At 70.8% G+C, this 21981-nt stretch carries 22 protein-coding genes and 4 pseudogenes; 11 read left to right on the forward strand and 15 right to left on the reverse strand.

From position 1 onward, the window contains the following. Together ETD86_RS37825 and ETD86_RS37830 are read right to left on the reverse strand one after the other, a co-directional pair. Positions 1-294, reverse strand: a pseudogene (locus ETD86_RS37825) (hypothetical protein); the annotation flags it as partial. After that, the gene (locus ETD86_RS37830) at positions 291-803 is read right to left on the reverse strand and encodes a SigE family RNA polymerase sigma factor (RefSeq protein WP_138671480.1); all 513 of its coding nucleotides are present in this window, start codon (positions 801-803) and stop codon (positions 291-293) included. The gene ETD86_RS37830 and the pseudogene ETD86_RS37825, both read right to left, overlap by 4 nt. 279 nt (positions 804-1082) lie before the next feature. On the opposite strand from ETD86_RS37830, the gene ETD86_RS37835 reads away from it, so the two are divergent. The 10 genes and pseudogenes from ETD86_RS37835 (at position 1083) to era (ending at position 8268) form a co-directional block, all read left to right on the forward strand. Beyond that, positions 1083-1427 carry a histidine triad nucleotide-binding protein gene (locus ETD86_RS37835; protein ID WP_138671461.1) on the forward strand — a complete coding sequence of 115 codons (345 nt, stop codon included), beginning with the start codon at positions 1083-1085 and terminating at the stop codon, positions 1425-1427. Between the two features lie 172 nt (positions 1428-1599). Then, positions 1600-2226: pseudogene (locus ETD86_RS58580) on the forward strand (PhoH family protein); the annotation flags it as partial. 564 nt (positions 2227-2790) lie between these two features. After that, positions 2791-3039: pseudogene (locus tag ETD86_RS58585) on the forward strand (LAGLIDADG family homing endonuclease); the annotation flags it as partial. Between the two features lie 261 nt (positions 3040-3300). Next, a pseudogene (locus ETD86_RS58590) lies at positions 3301-3636 on the forward strand (PhoH family protein); the annotation flags it as partial. Then, positions 3633-4109, forward strand: coding sequence for an rRNA maturation RNase YbeY (gene ybeY / locus ETD86_RS37845; RefSeq protein WP_138671463.1), 477 nt, complete (start codon positions 3633-3635; stop codon positions 4107-4109). The pseudogene ETD86_RS58590 and the gene ybeY, both read left to right, overlap by 4 nt. Beyond that, on the forward strand, positions 4106-5401 hold the full coding sequence (locus ETD86_RS37850) for a hemolysin family protein (protein WP_138671464.1): 1296 nt from the start codon (positions 4106-4108) through the stop codon (positions 5399-5401). The genes ybeY and ETD86_RS37850 overlap by 4 nt, the downstream gene beginning before the upstream one ends. A 501-nt stretch (positions 5402-5902) precedes the next feature. Beyond that, positions 5903-6535: a hypothetical protein gene (locus ETD86_RS37855; protein WP_138671465.1), complete on the forward strand. Its 633-nt coding sequence runs from the start codon at positions 5903-5905 to the stop codon at positions 6533-6535. A gap of 10 nt (positions 6536-6545) precedes the next feature. Beyond that, a complete protein-coding gene (locus ETD86_RS37860; RefSeq protein ID WP_138671466.1) occupies positions 6546-6863 on the forward strand; it encodes a cytidine/deoxycytidylate deaminase family protein in 318 nt (105 codons plus the stop codon). Position 6864: 1 nt separating this feature from the next. After that, positions 6865-7341 (forward strand): NUDIX domain-containing protein, encoded by a 477-nt coding sequence (locus tag ETD86_RS37865; protein ID WP_170223478.1) that lies wholly within the window; start codon positions 6865-6867, stop codon positions 7339-7341. 18 nt (positions 7342-7359) lie between these two features. After that, on the forward strand, positions 7360-8268 hold the full coding sequence (gene era, locus ETD86_RS37870; protein ID WP_425465681.1) for a GTPase Era: 909 nt from the start codon (positions 7360-7362) through the stop codon (positions 8266-8268). Here era and ETD86_RS37875 read toward each other — a convergent pair. From ETD86_RS37875 to ETD86_RS37910, 8 genes are all read right to left on the reverse strand, one after another. Further along, positions 8259-8741, reverse strand: coding sequence for a hypothetical protein (locus tag ETD86_RS37875; RefSeq protein WP_138671469.1), 483 nt, complete (start codon positions 8739-8741; stop codon positions 8259-8261). The two genes, era and ETD86_RS37875, sit on opposite strands and share 10 nt — an antisense overlap. A gap of 4 nt (positions 8742-8745) precedes the next feature. After that, positions 8746-9630: an urease accessory protein UreD gene (locus tag ETD86_RS37880; RefSeq protein WP_246148809.1), complete on the reverse strand. Its 885-nt coding sequence runs from the start codon at positions 9628-9630 to the stop codon at positions 8746-8748. Continuing rightward, the gene (gene ureG, locus ETD86_RS37885) at positions 9630-10304 is read right to left on the reverse strand and encodes an urease accessory protein UreG (protein ID WP_138671470.1); all 675 of its coding nucleotides are present in this window, start codon (positions 10302-10304) and stop codon (positions 9630-9632) included. Before ureG ends, ETD86_RS37880 begins: the two co-directional genes overlap by 1 nt. 14 nt (positions 10305-10318) lie before the next feature. After that, the gene (locus ETD86_RS37890) at positions 10319-11116 is read right to left on the reverse strand and encodes an urease accessory protein UreF (protein WP_138671471.1); all 798 of its coding nucleotides are present in this window, start codon (positions 11114-11116) and stop codon (positions 10319-10321) included. Between the two features lie 13 nt (positions 11117-11129). After that, positions 11130-12848 (reverse strand): urease subunit alpha, encoded by a 1719-nt coding sequence (locus ETD86_RS37895; RefSeq protein ID WP_138671472.1) that lies wholly within the window; start codon positions 12846-12848, stop codon positions 11130-11132. Then, positions 12841-13152 (reverse strand): urease subunit beta, encoded by a 312-nt coding sequence (locus ETD86_RS37900; RefSeq protein ID WP_138671473.1) that lies wholly within the window; start codon positions 13150-13152, stop codon positions 12841-12843. The genes ETD86_RS37895 and ETD86_RS37900 overlap by 8 nt, the downstream gene beginning before the upstream one ends. Further along, positions 13149-13451 carry an urease subunit gamma gene (locus ETD86_RS37905; protein ID WP_138671474.1) on the reverse strand — a complete coding sequence of 101 codons (303 nt, stop codon included), beginning with the start codon at positions 13449-13451 and terminating at the stop codon, positions 13149-13151. Before ETD86_RS37905 ends, ETD86_RS37900 begins: the two co-directional genes overlap by 4 nt. A 134-nt stretch (positions 13452-13585) precedes the next feature. Beyond that, positions 13586-14311 (reverse strand): Mut7-C RNAse domain-containing protein, encoded by a 726-nt coding sequence (locus ETD86_RS37910; protein ID WP_138671475.1) that lies wholly within the window; start codon positions 14309-14311, stop codon positions 13586-13588. A gap of 26 nt (positions 14312-14337) precedes the next feature. Between ETD86_RS37910 and ETD86_RS37915 the strand changes: the two genes are divergently transcribed. Beyond that, complete coding sequence (locus tag ETD86_RS37915) at positions 14338-15243, forward strand: TAXI family TRAP transporter solute-binding subunit (RefSeq protein WP_246148812.1); 906 nt, start codon at positions 14338-14340, stop codon at positions 15241-15243. A 62-nt stretch (positions 15244-15305) separates the two neighbouring features. Here the strand turns inward: ETD86_RS37915 and ETD86_RS37920 are convergent, their stop codons facing one another. The 5 genes from ETD86_RS37920 to ETD86_RS37940 form a co-directional block, all read right to left on the reverse strand. Beyond that, entirely contained in the window at positions 15306-16631 is a 1326-nt protein-coding gene (locus ETD86_RS37920; protein WP_138671476.1) for a sensor histidine kinase, read from the reverse strand. Further along, entirely contained in the window at positions 16628-17293 is a 666-nt protein-coding gene (locus ETD86_RS37925; protein ID WP_138671477.1) for a response regulator transcription factor, read from the reverse strand. The genes ETD86_RS37920 and ETD86_RS37925 overlap by 4 nt, the downstream gene beginning before the upstream one ends. A gap of 9 nt (positions 17294-17302) precedes the next feature. Further along, positions 17303-18616 (reverse strand): MFS transporter, encoded by a 1314-nt coding sequence (locus ETD86_RS37930; RefSeq protein WP_211370570.1) that lies wholly within the window; start codon positions 18614-18616, stop codon positions 17303-17305. A 119-nt stretch (positions 18617-18735) separates the two neighbouring features. Then, a complete protein-coding gene (locus ETD86_RS37935) occupies positions 18736-21051 on the reverse strand; it encodes a glycoside hydrolase family 6 protein (protein WP_138671478.1) in 2316 nt (771 codons plus the stop codon). 34 nt (positions 21052-21085) lie between these two features. Next, positions 21086-21981, reverse strand: an 896-nt coding sequence (locus tag ETD86_RS37940) for a GNAT family N-acetyltransferase (RefSeq protein ID WP_138671479.1), incomplete at its 5' end; no start/stop codon positions are given.

The following is a 21981-nucleotide window of genomic DNA, read 5'->3' on the forward strand; positions in this document are numbered from 1 at the left end:
GGTGGTGGAGGAATTGGACGGGACCTTGGAGGACGTCTCGTTGCCCACCACGTCGACGGGCCCGTTGGTGATCTGGGTACGCAGTTCGGGGACGGCCATCACGATCGCCCCCGCCACCAGCACGGCACTGGCGGCGGCCGCGCCCGCACGCCACCAGAACAGGTTACGTACGCCGCGCCGCTCGATCCGGGCGCGGATGATCTCCAGTCCGTCCGGCGAGGGCACGACCGCGTCCGCCTCCGCGCGGAGCGCACGGCGCAGGAAGTCGCCGTGCTCGTCGGGGGGGTGGGTCATGACATTTTCTCCAGGACGGATCGCAGTGCGGCCATGCCACGTGCGGTGTGGCTCTTGACCGCGCCCTTGCTGATGCCCATGGCGTGGGCGATCTCAGCCTCGGACAGATCACCGTAATACCGCAGGACCAGTGCTTCTCTCTGCCGGGTCGGCAGGGCCCGTAACGCCTCGATGACGGCGGAGCGTTCCAGCTCGCCGATCGCGCCGTTCTCGGCGCTCGGGGCGTCAGGCAGACCCTTGGGAGCATACTTCTCGACGACCGCGCGGTGACGCAGCACGGAACGGGACCGGTTGACGACAGATTGACGGAGGTAGGCGAGTGCTTTGTCGGGGTCACGCAGCCTACGCCAGGCGCCATGGATGGCGACGAACGCATCCTGCACGACCTCCTCAGCCGTTGCCGTGTCGCGCACGAGCAACACAGCGAGACGCACCAATGACCGAAAATGCGCGCTGTACAGCGCGGTAACAGCCATATCGGCATCCCACCCGACCGGCACCGCCCCCATCGACCTGTCGGCCAGAAGGGTTTCGGTGGTCACATCAGTGGGACGCGCGGCCTTCCCAGAGGGTTTACGCTCTTCCGGTTCTTGAGGTTTCCCCGGTTCCTTAGGGTGCATTACGCCAGTCGTGTCCTCGCCAGGTGGCGCTCGCCCGACCCTGAATCGTCTTTTGTTCTGAAGTGTCGCACACACACCCTAACCGCGCGGATCTTCTCACGCACGACACAGAGGATTACCGATTCGCAACAGACTCGCCAACGGAAGGGCTCTCGATAGGGTGCTGCTGTGAACGACTGCCTCTTCTGCAAAATCGTCGCCAAGGAGATTCCCGCCGAGATCGTCTACGAAACCGGCAGGACACTGGCCTTCCGCGACATCAATCCGCAGGCTCCCACTCACGTGCTGGTGATCCCGAAAGGACACCACGCCACCGCGGCGGTGCTGGCCGACGCGGACGACGGGCTGGCCGACGAGGTGCTGAAGACCGCCCACGCGGTGGCCGTGCTGGAGGGGGTGGCCGACAGCGGTTACCGGGTCGTCTTCAACACCGGCCTCGGCGCCGGCCAGACCGTTTTCCACGTGCATGCCCACGTCCTGGGCGGGCGCGACCTGACCTGGCCCCCGGGCTGATATTGAGGAGAGCAATCCGCCTTGCCCCGGATACCATGGGCGGAGAAGCACACCGAAAGAGACCGGGAGGCATCAGGCCGCTGGCCTGCCCATGTCCGAACTACACGAATCCCGTCGAACGGCACCTCCCTCGCGCACTCAAGCCAAGGTGCTGATTCCGGACGAATACCCAATGGTCAGCCTCCTTGGCTCCCGCGACGAGCTGCTACGCGTCATCGAGGGCGCTTTCAGGGCCGACATCCACGTACGGGGCAACGAGATCACCGTGACCGGCAGCCCCGATGAGAGCGGCACCGTGGTGCGGCTCTTCGAAGAGCTCGTCGAGGTGCTGCGCAGCGGCGGCGAGCTCACCCCCGACGCGGTCGAGCGCAGCATCGCCATGCTCCGCATGACCTCCGACCGCCCGGCCGAGGTGCTCTCCCTCGACATCCTGTCCTCGCGCGGGCGCACGATCAGGCCGAAGACCGTCAACCAGAAGCGCTACGTCGACGCCATCGACAAGCACACGGTCGTGTTCGGCATCGGCCCGGCCGGCACCGGCAAGACCTATCTCGCCATGGCCAAGGCCGTGCGGGCGCTGCAGGAGAAGCGGGTCAACCGGATCATCCTCACCCGCCCCGCCGTCGAGGCGGGGGAGCGGCTGGGCTTTCTGCCCGGCACGCTCTACGAGAAGATCGATCCTTACCTGCGGCCGCTCTACGACGCGCTGCACGACATGATCGACCCCGACTCGATCCCGAAGCTGATGGCCGCCGGCACCATCGAGGTCGCGCCCCTCGCGTATATGCGGGGCCGTAGTCAACCGCTCGGCACTGGCGTGCTGACCCCGGACGGGTGGCGCTCCATTGGCGAGTTGGAGGTCGGTGACCTCGTCATCGGGTCGAACGGCGAGCCGACTCCTGTGATCGGCGTGTATCCGCAGGGAGAGCAGAAGATCTATCGGCTCTACAGCCAGGACGGTTCCTCGGTGCTCGCCTCCGAAGACCACCTCTGGACTGTCCGCACCCGTGACGACGCCCATCGAGGCAAGCCGTGGCGGGTGCTGCAGACGAAAGAGATGCTCGGCGACCTGCGGACGGCGCACTATCGCAAGTGGGAGTTGCCGCTGCTGAGCGCGCCCGTCTGCTTCCCCGAGCAGCCGGTGCCCATGGATCCCTACGCGCTCGGCCTGCTCCTGGGGGACGGGTGCATCACCGGATCGACGACCCCCAGTTTCGCGACGAACGACCGGGAGCTCGTCGAGGCGCTCGAGCAGGCTCTTCCCGGCGTTCAGGCGAGGTGGAAGGGCGGACCGGACTACGTGCTCAATCGGGTGAGGCAGCCCGGAGAGAGCGTGACGATCGCCAATCCGATCACTGATGTAATGCGGCGGCTGCAGCTGTCCGGCCGCGGCTCGCACACGAAGTTCGTCCCTGAGGTCTATCTCCGTAATACGCCGGAGATCAGGATCGCAGTTCTTCAGGGTCTGCTCGACGCTGACGGAGGTCCTGTCACCCAGGAGAGCCGCACGTGCGGGATCCAATTCACCACCGTATCGCCGCGGCTCCGTGACGACGTCGTCTTCCTCGTCCAGTCTCTCGGGGGCGTGGCCTACTGGCGCACACGCCCGGCGAGAGGGCGCAAGCCGGGAGAGGCGAGGGGGCGGCAGGTGCGCCACCGCCACGACGCGTACATCCTCGACATCCGGCTTCCGGAGGGCATCGAGCCCTTCAGGTTGTCCCGGAAGGCGGAGATCTACAAGGCGTACGGGGGCGGTCACCCCATGCGCTACGTGGACCGTATCGAGCCGCGTGGCACGGCGGAGTGTGTGTGCATCCAAGTGGCTGCTGAGGACTCGCTCTACGTCACCGAGGACTTTCTCCTGACCCACAACACCCTCAACGACGCCTTCATCATCCTCGACGAGGCGCAAAACTCCTCGGCCGAGCAGATGAAGATGTTCCTCACCCGGCTCGGCTTCAACTCCAAGATCGTGGTGACCGGCGACGTGACGCAGGTGGACCTGCCGGCGGGCACGGTGAGTGGGTTGCGGGTGGTCCAGGAGATCCTGGACGGCATCCCCGACATCCACTTCGCCCGGCTGTCCAGCGCCGACGTGGTCCGGCACAAGCTGGTGAGCGAGATCGTGGACGCCTACGGGCGCTACGACGCCACGCGGGCCTCCCAGGAGCCGAAGCCGATCCAGCACCGGGGGAAGCGGCGACCGTGAGCATCGAGATCAACAACGAGTCCGGCGTCGGGGTCGACGAGGAGGGTCTCGTCGCGCTGGCCGCGCACGTGCTCGGCGAGATGGGCATCAACCCGCTCGCCGAGCTGTCCCTCGTGGTCGTCGACGAGGACGCCATGGCGGAGCTGCACGAGAAGTGGATGGGCGAGCCCGGCCCGACCGACGTGTTGTCCTTCCCGATGGACGAGCTGCGCCCCGGCGGTGGTGCGCGCGGCGACTCCGACAGCCCCGCCGACCCCGCGCTCCTCGGGGACGTCGTGCTCTGCCCGCAGGTGGCCGCCCGGCAGGCGAAGGAGGCCGGGCACAGCACGGTCGACGAGCTCGAGCTGCTGTGCACGCACGGCATCCTGCATCTGCTCGGCTACGACCATGCGGAGCCGGAGGAGCACAAAGAGATGTTCGGGCTCCAGGCGCAGCTCCTGGAGTCGTGGCAGGAGGTGCGCGACCCGCGGTGAACGCCTGGTTGTTGTCAGCCATCGGCCTCGTGATCATCGGTGGCCTGATCGCCAGTGCGGAAACCGCACTGACGCGCATCTCCAGGGTGCGGGCCGAGGAATTCCTCCGGGACGGCAAGCGGGGCGCGGTGCGGTTGCAGGCCATCGTGACCGACCCGCCGCGTTACCTCAATCTGCTCCTGCTGCTGCGGCTGAGCTGCGAGCTGATCGCCACGGTCATCGCGACGCTGCTGTTCATCGACATCATGCACGACCAGGGCTGGGCCTACGTGTGGGCCGCGGCCGTGATGATCGTGGTCAGCTATGTGGTGGTCGGGGTCATGCCCCGTACGCTGGGCCGCCAGCACGCCGAGCCGATCGCGCTCGCCAGCGCCCCCATCGTCTACGGCCTGACGCGCATCTTCGGCCCCCTCCCCAAGCTGCTGATCCTGCTGGGCAACGCGCTGACGCCCGGCAAGGGGTTCCGCGACGGCCCGTTCACCTCCGAGGCCGAGCTGCGTGACCTGGTGGACCTGGCCGAGGAGCGCCGGGTGATCGAGCCGGACGAGCGCGAGATGATCCACTCGGTCTTTGAGCTGGGCGACACCTTGGTGCGCGAGGTCATGGTGCCCCGCACCGACATGGTCTACATCGAGCGCGGCAAGAGCATCAGCCAGGCTCTGTCGCTGGCGCTGCGCAGCGGCTTCTCCCGCATTCCGGTCGCGGGCGAGAACGAGGACGACGTCGTCGGCATCGCCTACCTCAAGGACATCGCCCGCAAGATCCACGAGTCGGGTGAGGGCGGCGGCAAGGAGCCGGTCGAGTCGATCATGCGCCCGGCCGCTTACGTGCCCGAGAGCAAGCCCATCGACCAGCTCATGCGGGAGATGCAGGCCAGGCAGATCCACATGGCCATCGTCATCGACGAGTACGGCGGCACCGCCGGTCTGGTCACGATCGAGGACGTGCTGGAGGAGATCGTCGGCGAGATCACCGACGAGTACGACCAGGAGTCCCCGCGCGTCGAGCGTGTCCCCGACGGTGGCCTGCGGGTGACGGCCCGGATGCCGGTCGACGAGCTGGGCGAGCTGTTCGGCGTCGAGATCGACGTGGACGACGTGGAGACGGTGGGCGGCCTGCTGGCGCACGCCCTCGGCCGGGTGCCGATCGCCGGGTCCCACTCGGAGGTGGCGGGGTTGTCGCTCACCGCGGAGACTCTCGCGGGGCGCCGCAACCGCATCAGCACCGTGGTGGCCCGCCGCGTCACGCCTCCGGAGGACGAGGCCGTCCCCGCCGCGGCCGAACGCGACTAGCTTCGCTTTTCCCCGCGTTGCCGCGGCTGCCTGCGGTCCTCCGTCACCCGCCGCATTTCGGGTCATGCGAGAGGGTCGCAGGTGCGGATCGCGCGACGTCCGGCGAGTGGGCGGCCGGCAGGTGCACGATCCGCCGGCCGGGCCGAGTGGCGCGGGAAAGGGCGGCGGGGCAGCCTGCGTGACAGGCGAGGATAAATGTGGATGGATGCCGCAAGCGTTCTACAAGTCTTCTGCAAGCGCCCTCCGGCACTCTCTCATCACGACATCCAGTGCGGTGGGTGTCAGAGGGGAAGCATCCGATCGCCGGGTGGGGTTCGCGGCGAGAGGATGGATCCAGGGGGGACGACAGCGTCCCGGTCGGGTAGCCGGCTGAGACGCTGATCGGCGTAAAGGGTGTCCTCATCCGGAAAACCGGATGAGGACACCCTTTTTGCGTGTTGGTGGGAACTCCGATGGATTGCCGCATTAGTCGGTGGGGGAGGCTTCGCGCCAGGGGGGATCATGAGACGAAGACAGGTGGTCATCGCCTGCGCCCTGCTCGCCTGCACCCTGGCGGGATGCGGCGGCGGGGGCGCGGAGAGCTTTATCGACCCGAAGGCCGTGGCCCAGCTGCGCGAGGCGCTCAGCAAGGAGCCGCGGCTGCCTGACGGCTTCACGGCACGACCGGACCAGGCGTGGCGGATGCCGTTCGGCCCCACGGACCGGAACTGCCGGGCGTTGTTCGAACCGGTCGGCGGGCGCGCGCCCAGGCACGCGCTGACCGCCCAGGCGGCGGTCAGCTACCAGGGTGACGGGCTGGGCGAGCAGGCCGGGGTGGGCCTGGCCAAGTACGCGGGAGAGGAGGCCGAGGAGCACCTCGACGCGCTGGCCAGGGCACGGGAGTCGTGCCGGGCGGTACGCACCTCCTCGGGCACCGACCTGCGGCTGAGCGAGCTGCAGGTCGAGGACGCCGGCGACGAGGCCGTGGGGGCGCGGCTGCAGGGCCGCCTGCACGGGTACCCGTACGCGCTGGACGTCGTGGTCTCCCGGGTGGGCGACACGATCGTGTCGGTCGTCCACACCGGCATGAACGACGTGGACAGTGCCCGCACGCGCAAGGTGGTCGCCGCCGCCTTGGCGATGGCCGGCGCATAACCTAGTGCGCGTGACTCTCGATCCTGAAGACAGCAAGATCATCACGTTGGCGCGGGCGGCCAGGGCGCGTAACGGCACCGCCGAAGGGGCTGCCGTACGCGACGAGACCGGACGCACGTACTCGGCGACCAACGTGGCCCTTGCCGCGCTCACGCTGTCGGCCGTGCAGGTGGCGGTGGCCATGGCGATCTCCAGCGGCGCACGTTCCCTGGAGGCGGTCGCGCTCGTGACCGACGGCGAGCCGGGCCCCGGCGATGCGGCCGTGGCCGCGGAGCTGGGCGTCAAGTCGCTGCTCGTGGCCGGTCCCGACGGCACGCTGCGGGGCTGACATGCCGATGTCGCCGTTCCTGGCCAGGTTGCGGGAGAAGATCGGCTCCGAGTTGCTCATGCTGCCGTCGGCGTCCGGGTTCGTGTTCGACGACGCGGGCCGGCTGCTGGTGGCTCGCCACGGCGACGTCGGGCTCTGGGCGGCGCCGGGCGGCGGCATCGATCCCGACGAGCGCCCGCAGGACGCCGTGGCCAGGGAGTTGCATGAGGAGCTCGGCATCGAGATCGCGGTACGCGGGCTTATCGGCGTGTACGGCGGCCCCGAGTTCCGCGCCAGATACCCCAACGGCCACCAGTGCGCCTACGTCATCGCCGTCTACGGCTGCACGATCGTCTCGGGCGTCCCCGAGCCCGACGGCGCCGAGATCACCGGCTACCGGTGGGTGACCGAGGACGAGCTCCCCGAGCTGCCCACGACCACCTGGATGCCGCTCGTGGCGCCCGAGGCGTTCACCTGGTGGCGTGAACACGCTCGTTGATGGGACAGAATGCAGAATGTGACTTCGCCTGACAACCATCGCGCCGGATTCGCCTGCTTCGTGGGGAGGCCGAACGTCGGCAAGTCCACGCTGATGAACGCCCTGGTCGGCACCAAGGTGGCCATCACCTCGTCCAAGCCGCAGACCACCAGGCGGGCCATCAGGGGCATCGTGCACCGCCCCGACGCCCAGCTGGTCATCGTGGACACGCCGGGTCTGCACCGGCCCCGCACGCTGCTCGGCGAGCGGCTCGACAGCCTGGTGTTGTCGACGCTCACCGAGGTGGACGTGATCGGCTTCTGCGTGCCGGCCAACGAGCCGATCGGCAAGGGCGACCGGTTCATCGCCGACAAGCTGTCCGCGGTGAAGAAGACGCCCGTCGTGGCCGTGGTGACCAAGTGCGACCTCGCGCCCAAGGAGCGGATCGCCGAGCAGTTGCTGGCGGTGTCGGAGATCGCGGAGTTCGCGGCGATCGTGCCGGTGTCCGCGCACGCGGGCGACCAGCTCGACGTGGTGGCGGACGTGCTGATCGAGCACCTGCCGGAGTCGCCGCCGCTCTACGAGGGCGGGCAGCTCACCGACGAGCCGGAGCAGGTGCTGGTGGGGGAGCTGATCAGGGAGGCGGCGCTGGAGGGCGTACGCGACGAGCTGCCCCACTCCATCGCCGTGGTGGTCGACGAGATGTTGCCCCGCGAGGGGCGAGACGACCTGCTGGACATCTACGCGCACCTGTTCGTGGAGCGGCCGTCACAGAAGGCGATCGTCATCGGGCACAAGGGGGAGCGGCTGCGCGAGGTGGGCACCCAGGCCCGTAAGCAGATCGAGGCGCTGCTCGGCACGCGGGTCTATCTGGATCTGCGGATCAGCGTGCTCAAGGACTGGCAGCGCGACCCCAAGCAGCTGCGGCGGCTGGGCTTCTACGACTGATCGGGGCCGGTCCGTACGCGGCGGAACAACGCCAGGACCGACAGCACCACGACCCCGAGCGAACACGCCAGCGCCGCGAACCAGCCGAACCTGATCACCGGCGCGACCGACAGCAGCCCCAGGTCGAAGGAGATCCGGTCCTGCACGCCGCTGCCCTCGGTGACGAACATCACCACCGCCAGCACGGCCACCGCGCCAGGGACGACGGCCAGGGCGGCGAGCCTCGGATGGGCCAGCAGCCCGGCCAGGCCGCACGCCAGCGCCACCAGCCCCGCCACCAGCGCGTAGACGCCGAACGCATCGTCGATGCCCCGCACGTCGGCGCTCACCCCGCCGCCGATCAGGCCGATCTTCGCCTCCAGGCCCGCCCAGGGCAGCACCGCGCAGAACACCAGGAGCGCCCCGGCGGCGGACACGGCCAGCGCGTGGCCGCGACGGGTGCCGGTGGGTGCGGGCTTGAGGTCGTCGGCCACACGATCACTGTATGCCGGGGCCGCCCGTCCGGCCACCGTACGCAACGCAGTCGTCACCATCGACGGAAGCTGCCTTTTCTCCCCATTTCAGGCGCGAACGCAGCTCCACCGCGTCACCGGCCAGGGCTGACACCAAGGTTCCCGACGCCGCCAGCGGCAGGACCGCGACCCCGTCCGCCACGAGCGCTTCCTTGGCGGTCGCCGTGAGGAACGTGGTGCCGACGCAGCGGGCCGCGCCGAAGACGGCCGGTGAGGTGTCGAGCGCCGGGTCGCCGACGGTGAACTCCTGTCTGATCAGCGGGCGGCCGGCGCAGGTGGCGTCGAAGCGGGCGTGGCAGCGGCCCGGCTCCTCGCCGTACCGGCCGAAGACGATCTCCTCGCGCCACAACACGCTCGCGTCCGGCTCCAGAGCGAGCCGTACGATCAGGCGGTGCCGGCAGCCGGCGGCGAGCACCGTGGGCTCGGGGGTGAACCGCAGCGTCGCGCCCGCGCCCACCCGCGCGGTGATCAGCATCTCGGACTCGCCCTCGCCGGGCAGGACGAGCGTGCTCGCCACCGATCCCAGCTCCAGAGTGGTACGGGGAGCGACGTCCACGTCCAGCGCCAACCGGTCCCCGCCGAGCGGCCCGGCGGCCGTGGAGACGAGGTGGACGGTGTACGGGCCGGTCTGACGCAGGGTCAGCGGCGGCGCCGAGGCCAGCCGCCCGACCACGGTCCTGCCGTCCACCGACAGCGAGGTCGCCACGGCGGCATGGGCCCGCATCGCCCTCCGTCGCCCCAGCCCTCCATCGGCAGTCCCGCGCCCCGCGCGCTCCCCGGTCCGGACGTCGCCGCCGGCGGGTTCGGGGAGCGCGATGGAGCCGGTGGGGCCGGTCGGTGGGGAAGGCATCAGGAGACGGGGGTCGCGTGCGTGTGGGACCAGGCCATCACGCGTTCGGAGACCCAGTCCGCGACGGTGGCCGCCGTAGGGTCCTGCCTGATGGACGTGAACAGCACCGGCCGCTGCCCGCGTACCTTCGCCGCGTCCCGTGCCATCACCCCCAGGTCGGCGCCCACCATCGGAGCCAGATCGGTCTTGTTGACGACCAGCAGGTCCGCTGTCGTGACCCCGGGACCGCCCTTGCGGGGCACCTTGTCACCACCCGACACGTCCAGGACGAAGATCTGCTCGTCGGCCAGCCCGCGGCTGAACGTCGCCGTCAGGTTGTCGCCGCCGCTCTCCACGATCACCAGGTCCAGCGGCCCGAACCGGTGCTCCAGGGTCTCGACGGCGTCGAGGTTCGCGGCGATGTCGTCGCGGATGGCGGTGTGCGGGCAGCAGCCCGTCTCGACGGCCAGGATGCGCTCGGCGTCGAGCACGCCGGCCCGGCGCAGGAAGTCGGCGTCCTCGGTGGTGTAGATGTCGTTGGTCACCACGCCGAGGGACAGCGACGGGCCCAGGGTCCGGCACAGCGCGGCCACCAGGGCCGTCTTGCCGCTGCCCACCGGGCCGCCCACCCCCAGCCGCAGCGCCCGGCCGCGGCCGTCGGGTGCGTGGTGGTGGTCGTCGTGATTGGCTCCCATGCAGGGGTCCTTCCTTATGAGACGAACAGCCTGATCTCGGCCTGTGCGTGCTGCTCGGCCAGGAGATCCAGTGCTGGTGCTGAGTACGCGGGCAGCGCCTCCCAGCGCGGGGCGAGATGAGGCGCCGGGTATGCGCTCGTGGCGGCGAAATGGGCTTGGGCGGCTACGGCGGTGAGATCGGGGGTGAAGGCGGCCAGCAGCGCGTGCACGGCGACCGGGTCCAGGCCGAGCAGCCGGACCGCTGCCGTGGCCGGGCCGCTGATCGCATGGTACGCCGCCGCCAGGGCCGCCTCCTCCGGAGTGGCCCCCGCCGCGTGGGCCGCCACACCGAGGGCGATGGGGTGGTGGGGATCGGGGACGGTCCGCGCCAGCTCGTCCAGGACGCTCGACGGCCACACCCGCCGGGCGACCCGGAGCAGCAGCCTGCCCTGCGTCCTGGAGGCCTCCCGTTGCGCCGGCGCAGCGGTCCGCGCGTCCACCTCGTCATCCAGCCGCACCCAAGGTGACTCCCGGTCGTCGCCGCCTTCTGCGCCGCCCTCGGTGGCGGGCGGGGCCTCAGTCACGTCCCTGGTCCCCGCTTCGGTGGTGTCCGGGGCCGGGCTGATCGGCGTACAGGAGGCTTGGAGCGCGGCGGCGGAGGTGAGGGCGGCGGCGAGCGCGCCGGCCGTGTGCAGCCGCCCCCGAAGGAAGCGGGACAACGACGGCACGTCGTGCACCGCCCCCGACGCGACGGCGCGTTCGACGCCGCCCGAGTGGGCGTGGCCGCCGGCCGGCAGGCGGGAGTCGGCGATGAGGAGCAGGGCTGGGTTCATCAGATCTCGCTGATCAGAACAGGAAGTAACGCTGTGCCATGGGCAGACTGGCAGCGGGAGCCGGCTCGACGAGGTCGCCGTCGATGCGGACCTCGAACGTGTCGGGCGCCACCTCGATCCTGGGCAGAGCGTCGTTGAGGGGCATGGAGGCCTTGCCGCGCCGGCGTACGTCCGCGACAGGGACCAGCCGCCGGCGGACGGCCAGCTGCTCGTCGAGCCCCGATTCGAGGGCGAGCGGCGAGACGAAGTGGAGCGAGGTGGCCGCGGCCGTGACCGGCGAGGCGCCGAACATGGGCCGTGGCAGGACCGGCTGCGGCGTCGGGATGGAGGCGTTGGCGTCGCCCATCTGGGCCCAGGCGACCACGCCGCCCTTGAGCACGAGGTCCGGCTTGACGCCGAAGAAGGCGGGGTCCCAGAGGACGAGGTCGGCGAGCTTGCCGCGTTCGACGGAGCCGACCTCGGCGTCCAGCCCGTGGGCGATAGCGGGACATATCGTATATTTCGCGACATATCGGCGAGCTCGCAGATTGTCCGCCGGTCCGGAGCCCAGCGAGCCGCGCCGTCCCTTCATCACGTGAGCAGTCTGCCACGTACGGATGATCGTCTCCCCGATCCGCCCCATGGCCTGCGAGTCCGAGCCGATCATCGAGATCGCGCCCATGTCGTGCAGCACGTCCTCGGCCGCCATCGTCGCCGGCCGGATGCGCGACTCGGCGAAGGCCAGGTCCTCCGGGATCGACGGGTTGAGGTGATGGCACACCATCAGCATGTCGAGGTGTTCGTCGAGCGTGTTGACGGTGTGCGGCCTGGTGGGGTTGGTGGAGGACGGCAGCACGTTGGGATAGGCGGCCACCTGGATGATGTCGGGCGCGTGCCCGCCGCCCGCCCCTTCGGTGTGGTACGCGTGGATCATCCGATCGCCGATGGCCTTGAGCGTCGACTCGACGAACCCGGCCTCGTTCAGCGTGTCGGTGTGGATCGTCACCTGCACCCCGGACGCGTCCGCCACCCTCAAGCAGGCGTCGATGGCGGCCGGCGTGGACCCCCAGTCCTCGTGCAGCTTGAAGCCCGAGGCCCCGGCCCTGAGCTGCTCGATCAGTCCTTCGCTGCTGACCGTGTTGCCCTTGCCGAGCAGCGCGAAGTTCAGCGGGTAGGAGTCGAGCGACTCCAGCATGCGGCCGAGATACCAGGTCCCGGTGACGGTCGTGGCCTTGGTGCCCTCGACGGGTCCGGTGCCGCCCCCGACGATCGTGGTGACACCGGACCCGATGGCCTCGTCCAGCAGTTGCGGGCAGATCAGGTGGACGTGCGAGTCGACGGCCCCGGCAGTGAGGATCTTGCCGTTGCCGGAGAGGACCTCCGTGGACGGTCCGATCACGAGGTCGACGCCGTCCATCGTGTCGGGGTTGCCGGCCTTGCCGATGCCGTGGACGCGGCCGTCGCGGATGCCGACGTCGGCCTTGACCACGCCCCAGTGGTCGAGGATCACGGCGCCGGTGATGACCAGGTCAACGGCGCCCTCGGCGCGGGTGGCCCGGGCCTGGCCCATGGACTCGCGGATCACCTTGCCGCCGCCGAAGACGGCCTCGTCGCCCGGTCCCGCGGGTCCCATCGACAGGTCCTCGGTGACCTCGATGAACAGGTCGGTGTCGGCCAGCCTGATCCGGTCGCCGGTGGTGGGCCCGTACAGCGCCGCGTAGCGGGCGCGTGAGATCCGGGTCTCGTCAGTCATCGAGCGGCCCCGCCCACTCCGGCCGCAGTCCCGGCACCACCCGGTTGCCGGCCAGCGGCACCAGCGTCACGTCCCGCTCGACGCCGGGCTCGAACCTGATGGCGGTGCCCGCGGGCACATCCAGCCGCATTCCCCAGGCCGCCTTCCTGTCGAACTCCAGCCCCGGATTGGCGGCCGCGAAATGGTAGTGCGAGCCCACCTGGACCGGCCGGTCCGCCGTGTTGACCACCCGCAGCGTCAGCCGCTCGCGCCCGGGGTTGAGCGCGAGGGAACCGTCGGGATGTACGTACTCGCCGGGGATCACGGGATCGGCCTGTGCACGGTCACCAGCTTCGTGCCGTCCGGGAACGTCGCCTCGATCTGCACGCTGTCCAGCATCTCCGGCACCCCTTCCATGACGTCGGCCCGGCCGAGCACGGACCGCCCCGCCTCCATGAGATCGGCCACGGTCCGCCCGTCCCTGGCGCCTTCCATGAGGAACGACGCGATGATGGCGGTAGCCTCGGGGTGGTTGAGCCGCAGGCCTCTGGCCTGCCGCTCGCGTGCCACCCCGGCGGCGACGTGGATGAGCAGCCGCTCCTGCTCGTGTGAGGTAAGCCGCATGGCCGGACCTTAGGAACCGGCCGTTTCCGGGTTGTTGCCGCGCGATGTCGTGTTGGTTTCGCGTCATCGCACACCGCTGCCGAACGGGCCCGCCATCTCCCCGGCATCGAGCCGTCCGACCTGTGCCCCGGCTCCTAGCCGGCGCCATTGGCCCAAGCACGGGCCGACTGCACGATCTCCTCGAGCCGGTCGCTGTGCGCGCCGTGCCAGTAGACCTGGCCGCAGTCCTGGCACCGGCCGTACGCGTCGTAGTTGCGCTTCGTCCCCGCCTCCAGCAACGGCGCGACCTCCTGCTTGGTGACCGGCTCCAGCCGGCCGTTGCACGCCGTGCACCGTGTCCATGGCCGCAGCGGCGGCGAGAAGCGCTCGAGGAGGTCGCGCAGCTGGTCGGCGGGGCGGGAGCCGCGCACGTACGCGCCCAGCCACAGCGCGCGGCGGCGCAGCAGGCCGCGGTCCTGGGTGAGCAGCACCCGGTGCTCCTCGTTGGCCTGCACCACGAGCGCGGGGTCGTCCATGTCGTTGTGGTAGGCGGCGTCGATGCCGAGCAGGCGCAGCCGCCGGGCCAGTGTGCCCAGGTGCACGTCCAGCAGGAACCGGGGCTCCTCCGGCAGCGGCTGCGGCCGGGGCACCGGATGCACCTCCACCACGTCGCCGGACGTGAGCTGATAGGAGGGCGACACGCCGCGGCCGTCCGCGATCATCGGGCCCACCTCGGTCAGCGGGATGCCGACCGACTCCACGTGATGGCCCAGCGTGGAGGTGCCGTCCGGAGTCACCTCCTGCCATTCCTGGCGGCGGCTCACGGGCAGGAACATCCTCAGCTCTGAGGCGATGCGCAGGCGTGCGGTCACGAAATCCATTCTGTGTCACCCGATAACGTGAATTCATGCCTATTACCCGCCGGTCCCTCCTCGGGCTCGCCCTGCTGGCGGCCGGCTGCTCGGGCGGCGGCTCCCCGCAGGCCGAGCTGCGGATGGTGACCGGGCAGGCCGGTGGGCTTTACGGACAGCTCGGCGACCAGCTGGCCGGAGAGTTGCGGCGCGGCGGGATCCCAGTGCGCGTGGTGCAGACCGCCGCCAGCGTCCAGAACCTCGCCATGATGGCCGACGGTCGCGCGGACGTGGGATTCTCGCTGGCGGACAGCGCCGACGACGCGATACGTGTGCGGCGCCGGCCGGTGTCCGCGCTGGCAAGGGTGTACATGAACTACGTCCACCTGGTCGTCGGCGAGGGCTCGGGCATCGCCGAGGTCGGGCACCTGGCCGGGCGGACGGTGTCCATCGGGGCGGCGGGATCGGGCACGGCGGTGATCGCGGCCCGCGTGCTGACCGCCGCCGGACTGGATCGGCCCCCGCAGATCGTCAGGCTGGAATTGGACGCCTCCATCAAGGCCCTGCGGAGTGGCGAGATCGAGGCGTTCTTCTGGTCGGGCGGCGTGCCCACGCCGGCGCTGGCCGCGCTCGGCGACATCCGGCTGATTCCGCTGGAGGCGCTGGTGCCGGAGCTGCGGCGGCGCTTCGGGCCGGTGTACGAGTCCGTGTCCGTGCCCGCGGACGCCTACGGCGCGGCGCGGCCGGTGCCGACGGTGGGCGCCCCCAGCTATCTGATGTGCCGGACGACGCTGCCCGAGGACGTCGCCTTCACCGTCACGGAGACGCTGTTCCGGGCCCGCGACCGTCTCCGTGCGCCGTCTGCTCCCGGCGGGCGACTCGACGAGCGCTACGCCATCGGCACGGGTGCCGTCCCGCTCCACCCCGGCGCCATCCGGTACTACCGCTCCGTCTACGGCTGAGCCCGCGCCTGACCTGCCGGCCCCGCGTGCTCCTTCTCTCTCGCGCCCCGGATGGCGGTGGCTCAGGAGGACGGGAGACGCAGCTCCACGATCAGGCCGTGCGGGTCGGCGGGCAGCAGGCGGAGCGTGGCGCCGCACGCCCGGGCCAGCTCGGCGGCGATGGCCAGGCCGAGCCCGCTGCCGGGCACGTTGGCGTGCGCCCCCGACCGCCAGAACCGCCCCGGCGCCTCGGCCCGCTCCTCCTCGCCAAGCCCCGGACCGTCGTCGGCCACCCGCAACACCCCGTCCGCCAGGGTGACGGTCACGGTCCCGCCCTCGGGCACGAACTTCTGGGCGTTGTCGAGGGCGATGTCCGCGATCCTGGCCGCCGCCTCGGGCACGACCGACATTTCGGAAATGTCGGTCGTCAGCCGTACCCCCTTCGCCGCGTACACCTCCTGCCACACCGCCATCCGCGGCCCCAGCTCCACGGACTTGCCCTCGGCCTCGGCCCCCGCCTCCACCCGGGCCAGCGCCAGCAGATCCTCCACCAGCAACGCCAGCCGGTCGAGCTCGGCCATGGCCTCCGCGTACTCGGCCGTCCCCTCGCTGCGCAGATGCGGCTCCAGGTTCTCCAGCCGCAGCCCGAGCACGGTGAGCGGAGTACGCAGCTCGTGCGAGGCATCCGCCACGAACGCCCGCTGCCGATCCATCGCGCCGGCCACCGCGTCGGCCATCGTGTTGAAACGTTCCTCCAGCCGCCGCAGCTCCGACGGCCCCGCGCCGGGATGGGCCCGCGCGTCCAGCCGGCCCTGCGCGATGGACTGAGTGGTACGGTCCAGCTCGATGACCGGGCGCAGGATCCAGCGGGCCAGGCCCCTGGCCACCAGCGCCGAGCAGCCCAGCGCGACCAGCGCCCCGACGGCCAGCGTGCCCCACACCAGCGACACGTCCAGCCGGGCCCGGTCGGTGGGCGCCTGGAGCAGCACCGCGCCCGACAGCTGCGCGTCCCGGCCCGCCGGCTCGGCCAGCAGCACGGTGGCCGGGCCGAACGGGGTCATCGTGGGCAGGTCCTCAGTGGTGCGGCCGGACAACGCCAGGCGGGTCGCGTCGCGGTCGTCCGCGTCGAAGCGGCCCGCGGTGACGCGGACGGAGCCGTCGCGGTCGCGTACGCGTACGGCGGCGCCGTACAGGTCGGCGTAGCGGGTGATCTCGGCGGTCAGCCCGGAGTAGTCGCCCTCCCGCGCGGCCTGGTCGGCCAGCTCCGCGAAGCGGGTGGCGTCGGCGCGGCGGTCCAGGAGCAGCCGGTTCGTCCGGTGTGAGGCGTAGGCCAGGCCCAGCGGCACGGCCAGCGCCGCGATCAGGAACACGATCAGCGTGGTGAACGTGACCACCAGGCGCGAGTTCACGCCGTCGAGCCCAGCCGGTAGCCCGTGCCGCGCAGCGTCTCCACCAGCCCCGGACGGCCCGTCTTCGAGCGCAGCCCCGCCACGTGCACGTCCAGTGACCGGGACGCCGACAGCAGCGGGTCGCCCCAGACCTCGTCGAGGATCTCCTCCCTGCTGCGCACCACGCCCGGCTCCCGGGCCAGGAGCGCCAGCACGTCGAACTCCCGCCTGGTCAGCGTCACCGGCTCCCCGTCCACCGTGACCTGCCTGCACCCCAGGTCGATGCGGACGTCCCCGACGCTCACCACGTCGTCGCGCGGCGGCCGCGGCCGGGTGCCGCGCCGCACCACGGCCTCCATGCGTGCCATCAGCTCCGTCGTACGGAACGGCTTGACCAGGTAGTCGTCGGCCCCCGACCGAAGTCCGCGCAGCACCTCGCGTTCCTCGGTACGGGCGGTCACCACGATCAGCGGCACCGCCGACACCCGGCGCAGGCGGCGCAGCGCGTCGAGCCCGTCCATGTCGGGCAGGCCCAGGTCGAGCAGGACGAAATCGACGCCCCCCGCCAATCGGAGGGCGTCGACGGCCAGCCCGGCCCGGGTGACCTGATGGCCGTGCCGGGCGAGGGCCGTGGTGAGCGCGGCGGCGAGCCGATCGTCGTCCTCGACCAGCAGAACTCGCATGAGGCCAGGTTAGACGCGGGCCGCCACCGCTTCCGTCGTTGCCTGCTCGGCCCGCGAGAGCGCCGCGTCTCGGGTCTCCCGCATGGTGAGGTAGACCAGGAGTGAGACCGCCGCGCAGCCGGAGACGTACCAGAAGAAGCCGGACTCGATGCCGGCGCTCTTGAACCACAGCGCCACGTACTCGGCGGTGCCGCCGAACAACGCGTTCGCGATCGCGTACGGCAGCGCCACGCCGAGCGCCCGCACGTTCGTCGGGAACAGTTCGGCCTTCACCACGGCGTTGATCGACGTGTAGCCGGTGATGATCAGCAGACCCGTCAGCGAGAGCACGAGCGCCCCGCCGAAGCCGGTCGCCCCGCCGAGCGCCGTCATCAGCGGCACCGTGCCCAGCATCGACCCGACCCCGAACGTGATCAGCAGCGGCCTGCGCCCGATCCGGTCCGACAGCCCTCCCGCCAGGGGCTGCACGCACATGAAGATGAACAACGCGCAGAAGCTCACCAGCGTGGCCGTCTCCTTGGGCAGGCCCGCGGTGATCGACAGATACTTCGTGAGGTAGGTCGTGTAGGTGTAGTACGCGACCGTGCCGCCCATGGTCAGGGCGATGACCAGCAGCGCCTCCTTGCGATGGGCGAGCAGCTCGCGGATCGTGCCGCGGCCCTCCGCCTCGACCTCGCGCTCCTCCTCGTCGTACGCCTCGGTCTCCAGGAGGTTGCGGCGCAGGTAGAACACGACGGCGGCGGCCAGCGCGCCGATCACGAACGGGATGCGCCAGCCGTAGGAGTTGAGTGCCTCCTTGGACATGGTGTTCTGCAGGATGATCTGCAGGCCGAGGCCGACGAGCTGGCCGGCGGTCATGGAGACGTACTGGAAGCTCGAGGCGAAGCCGCGGCGGCCGCGCGGGGTGGCCTCGGTGAGGTACGTGGCGCTGGCCGCGTACTCGCCGCCTACCGACAGGCCCTGCAGGAGGCGCGCCACCACGAGCACCAGCGCGCCGAAGTAGCCGACCGACTCGTACGTCGGTGCGATCGCGATCAGCAGGGCGCTGGCGGACATCAGCGTGACGGTGAGCGTGAGCGCCGCCTTGCGGCCCTTCCTGTCGGCGTACCGGCCGAGCAGCCAGCCGCCGAGCGGGCGCATGAAGAAGCCGACGGCGAAGATGGCGGCCGTGTTGAGCAACTTCGCCGTGTCGTTCCCTTCAGGGAAGAAGGACGCGGCGAAATAGACGGCGAAGCTGCTGTAGACGAACCAGTCGTACCACTCGACCAGATTGCCGACGGAGCCGCCGACCACTGCCTTCCACGGCACGCGTGCCTTGCTCACTCTGTACCTCCTGAGGCGGGTAGGTGCAGGTCAGAGCCTGATCCCAGAAGGTTGTTCGGACAAGGGAGAGGCGGTCAGATCTAACGTCCGCTTAACGTTGGCGCTTTACGGGCGTAACCTCACCGCAATGGCGGGTTGGCCAGTTTCGCCCTTTCCAGCGCCAGGTCACCCCACCATTCGCCCGCCTCCGGCGACACGACACCGCGCAGCGGGTCCTTCTCGCCGTCCGTGCCGCGCCGGCACCTGCCGCTGGACGTGCCCGCCTTGGTGATCCACAGGTACGCGTCCACCAGCTCCTCGCCCGTGTCCGTGGTGGGCCGCTCGCCGACGCCTCTGTCCGGCGGGTTGCACCACACCTGCGGGTCCGTGTAGCGCTTCGTCGGGGTCCACGAGCCCTGGCCGTTCCTGGCGGTGTCGATGACGAAGTGCGGCATCGTCGCCCGGTTCACCGTGACGTCGGCCGGGCAGTCCTTCCTGCCCGTGGCGAGCCGGACGCTGATGCAGGCCGACAGCGCCTTGCCGTACCTGACGCTCCGGTCCGTGTCCTGGTGGGCGGCCGTGTTGAGGAAGAACCCGTCCACCTCGTCGATGCCCGCCCCGATCAGGCGCTCGGCCATGATCTCCGTGCCCGGGTAGAGATCCTGGCTGCCGTCGAGGTAGACGGCCGTTCCCGGGTTGGTCTTGAGGGTGTGCGCGGCCTTCCTGAGATCCTCGTACCGCTGGACGGGGGAGCCCTGCGGATCGCAGTCCTCGGTGCCGGAGATCTTGACCAGGCTGCCCGGCTCCAGGATGATCACCGCCTTGGCGGCGCCGATCTGGCCGGCGATGCCTTTGATCCATTCCTGGTACGCGTCCATGCCGGACGCGGCGACCGGACGGCAGTCGCTGCCGGGCATGTAGCCGATCAAGAACACGGGGACGCTGCCCTCCTGCTCGGCGCCTGCGATCGCGTCGCCGATCTTCTCCCTGACCTCGGGCTCGGCCAGGCGGATGGCGTGGGGGACGGCGGCCAGCCTGCGCATGAGCTCGGCGTCCTGCGGGCGGTCCTCGGCCCAGAGCTCGGCCTGGCGGGCGGCGGCCGGCTCGGTGCGGGCGTAGAAGCGCACGTTGTCCTGGGCGCGCAGCGGGTTCCGCGAGGCGGCCGGTTGGGCGGTGCGCGTACCGGTGGGCTGGGAGGGCTGCCCGCTGCCGGTGGACCGGCCTGTTCCGGTGTCGTCCTTCGCCGCCGGATCGGTCACGGTGGCCGGGCTTGTCTGGCCGCGCCAGATGAGCGCGGCCGACGCGCCCGCGACCGCCACGACAATGGCCGCCGCCGCAGCCAGCAACCGCCGCCGCATCCCCGCAGCACCCTCGCCACTCGGCCGCGTCGAACCCGCCGGCGCCGCGCCTGCCTCGGAGGCGCCGCCTACCGTGTCCGGAGTGCCTCCCTCGGGCGCGCCTCCTGGCAGACCTGCGGCGCTGCCTAACGGACCTGCGGCGCTGCCTGACGGACCTGCGGCGCTGCCTGACGGACCTGCGGCGCTGCCTGACGGACCTGCGGCGCTGCCTGACGGACCCGCGGCGCTGCCTGACGGACCCGCGGCGGCTCCGCCGGGCACGCCGCCGACCGTGCCCGCGGCGGTGCCCCCGGCGGAGGGGACCGAGACGCTGAGGCTGTCCATCAGATCCTGGGCCGTGGGGCGGGCGGCCGGGTTCTTGGCCAGGGCGGCGCCGACCAGGTCCCGCAGCGGTCCCGAGAGCCCGCGCAGCTCCGGCGGCTCGTTGATGATGCGCAAGAGGATCGTGGGCACCGAGCCGGAGCCGAACGGCGCGACGCCGCCGGCCGCGAAGGCGACCGTGCCTCCCCACGAGAAGATGTCCGACGCCGGGCCGACGGCCGACCCCGACACCTGCTCAGGCGACATGTACGACGGCGTCCCCACGATCGCGCTGCTGATCTCCGCGTCCGCGAGCTGCGCGATTCCGAAGTCGATGACCTTCGGCCCCACCTGGGAGAGCAGCACGTTCGACGGCTTGAGGTCACGGTGCACCACCCCGGCACCATGGATGGCCCGCAAGGCCATGGCCATGGACGCGGCCAGCCCGTCCAGCGCAGACCCCTTCAGCGGTCCGGAGTCGCGCACGACCTCCCCCAGGCTCGGCCCCGCCACGTATTCGGTGACCAGATAGGCCACGTCGCCCTCGACGTCGGCGTCCAGGACGGGCGCGGTGCAGAACCTGGCCACCCGCTTCGCGGCCGCCACCTCTCGGGCGAAGCGCCGCCGGAAGCCCGCGTCCGTGCCCATCCCGGCGTGGATCACCTTGACGGCCACGCGTCCGCCGTCCGGCCCCTGACCCAGGTAGACGACGCCCATCCCGCCTTCGCCCAGCCGACCCAGCAGAGCGTACGGCCCCACCTGGCGCGGATCCCCGTCCCTCAACGCCTCCAAGGTCATAGAAGGCCAGACTAGCTTCCTGGCACTAGAGGCACTACAGCGCCAGTCGCCACTCGTTCCACTCGTCGAGCGGCTCGAACCCCAGGGCCTCGTTGATGGCGAGCATGGGGCGGTTGGTGGTGGCGTTCCAGGTGATGATCCGCTCGAGATGCGGCTCCCGCTCGCGCAGCCAGAGCAGGTTGGTGAGTTTGAGCAGCAGTCCCAGCTGGTGGCCGCGGTGCTCGGCCAGCACCATCGTGTCCGCCTGGCTGCCCCAGCCGTCACTGCGGTCGGCCTTGAGGTAGACGCGCGTGTAGCCGGCGGGTGCGCCGTCGGTGTCCCGGCGGGCGATGGTGGTGTAGCAGGTCAGGCCGTTGGGCGTGATGCCGTCTTCGCGGTCGCGGAGGCGTTCGGCGCTGAAGATCGCGTCCTCGAGGCCGGGGTCACGCGGGGCGTCGTTCATGCCGCCCATCAGGGTGGCGAGGTCGGGTGCGAGGCCGGGGCCGGCCGGGCCGATCCACCGTTCCAGTGAGTAGCCCTCGACCTGGGGGATCATGCGTTCGAGCGCGTCCCAGCTGGCCGTACGCAGGTCGAGCGTGCGGCGGGCAACCACCACGGACACGGACATGCCGCGGGCCTGGGCGAAGCGGGCGCCGACGCCGGTTGCGGGCGTCTCGGTGAGCAGCAGCCGTCTGCCGCGCCTGCGCAACCGGTCCAGGGCGTGCTCGAACAGCGCTGTGCCGAGACCGCGTTCCCGCTGCTCCGGCCGGACCACGAGCGGGAACAACCACCCCATGTGGGTGTTGTCCAGCCGCGACAGCGCCAGCCCGTAGCCGCCGGCCACCTTGCCGTCCCTGACCACCGCCCACGCCTCCGTCAACTGGCCGGGCCGGTCGATGCAGACCTCGCGGCGGAAGTGGGGGAGGGAGAGCAGGTGTCTCTTGGAGGCGT

This window comes from Nonomuraea turkmeniaca, from assembly GCF_005889735.1.
GTDB classification, from domain to species: Bacteria; Actinomycetota; Actinomycetes; order Streptosporangiales; family Streptosporangiaceae; genus Nonomuraea; species Nonomuraea turkmeniaca.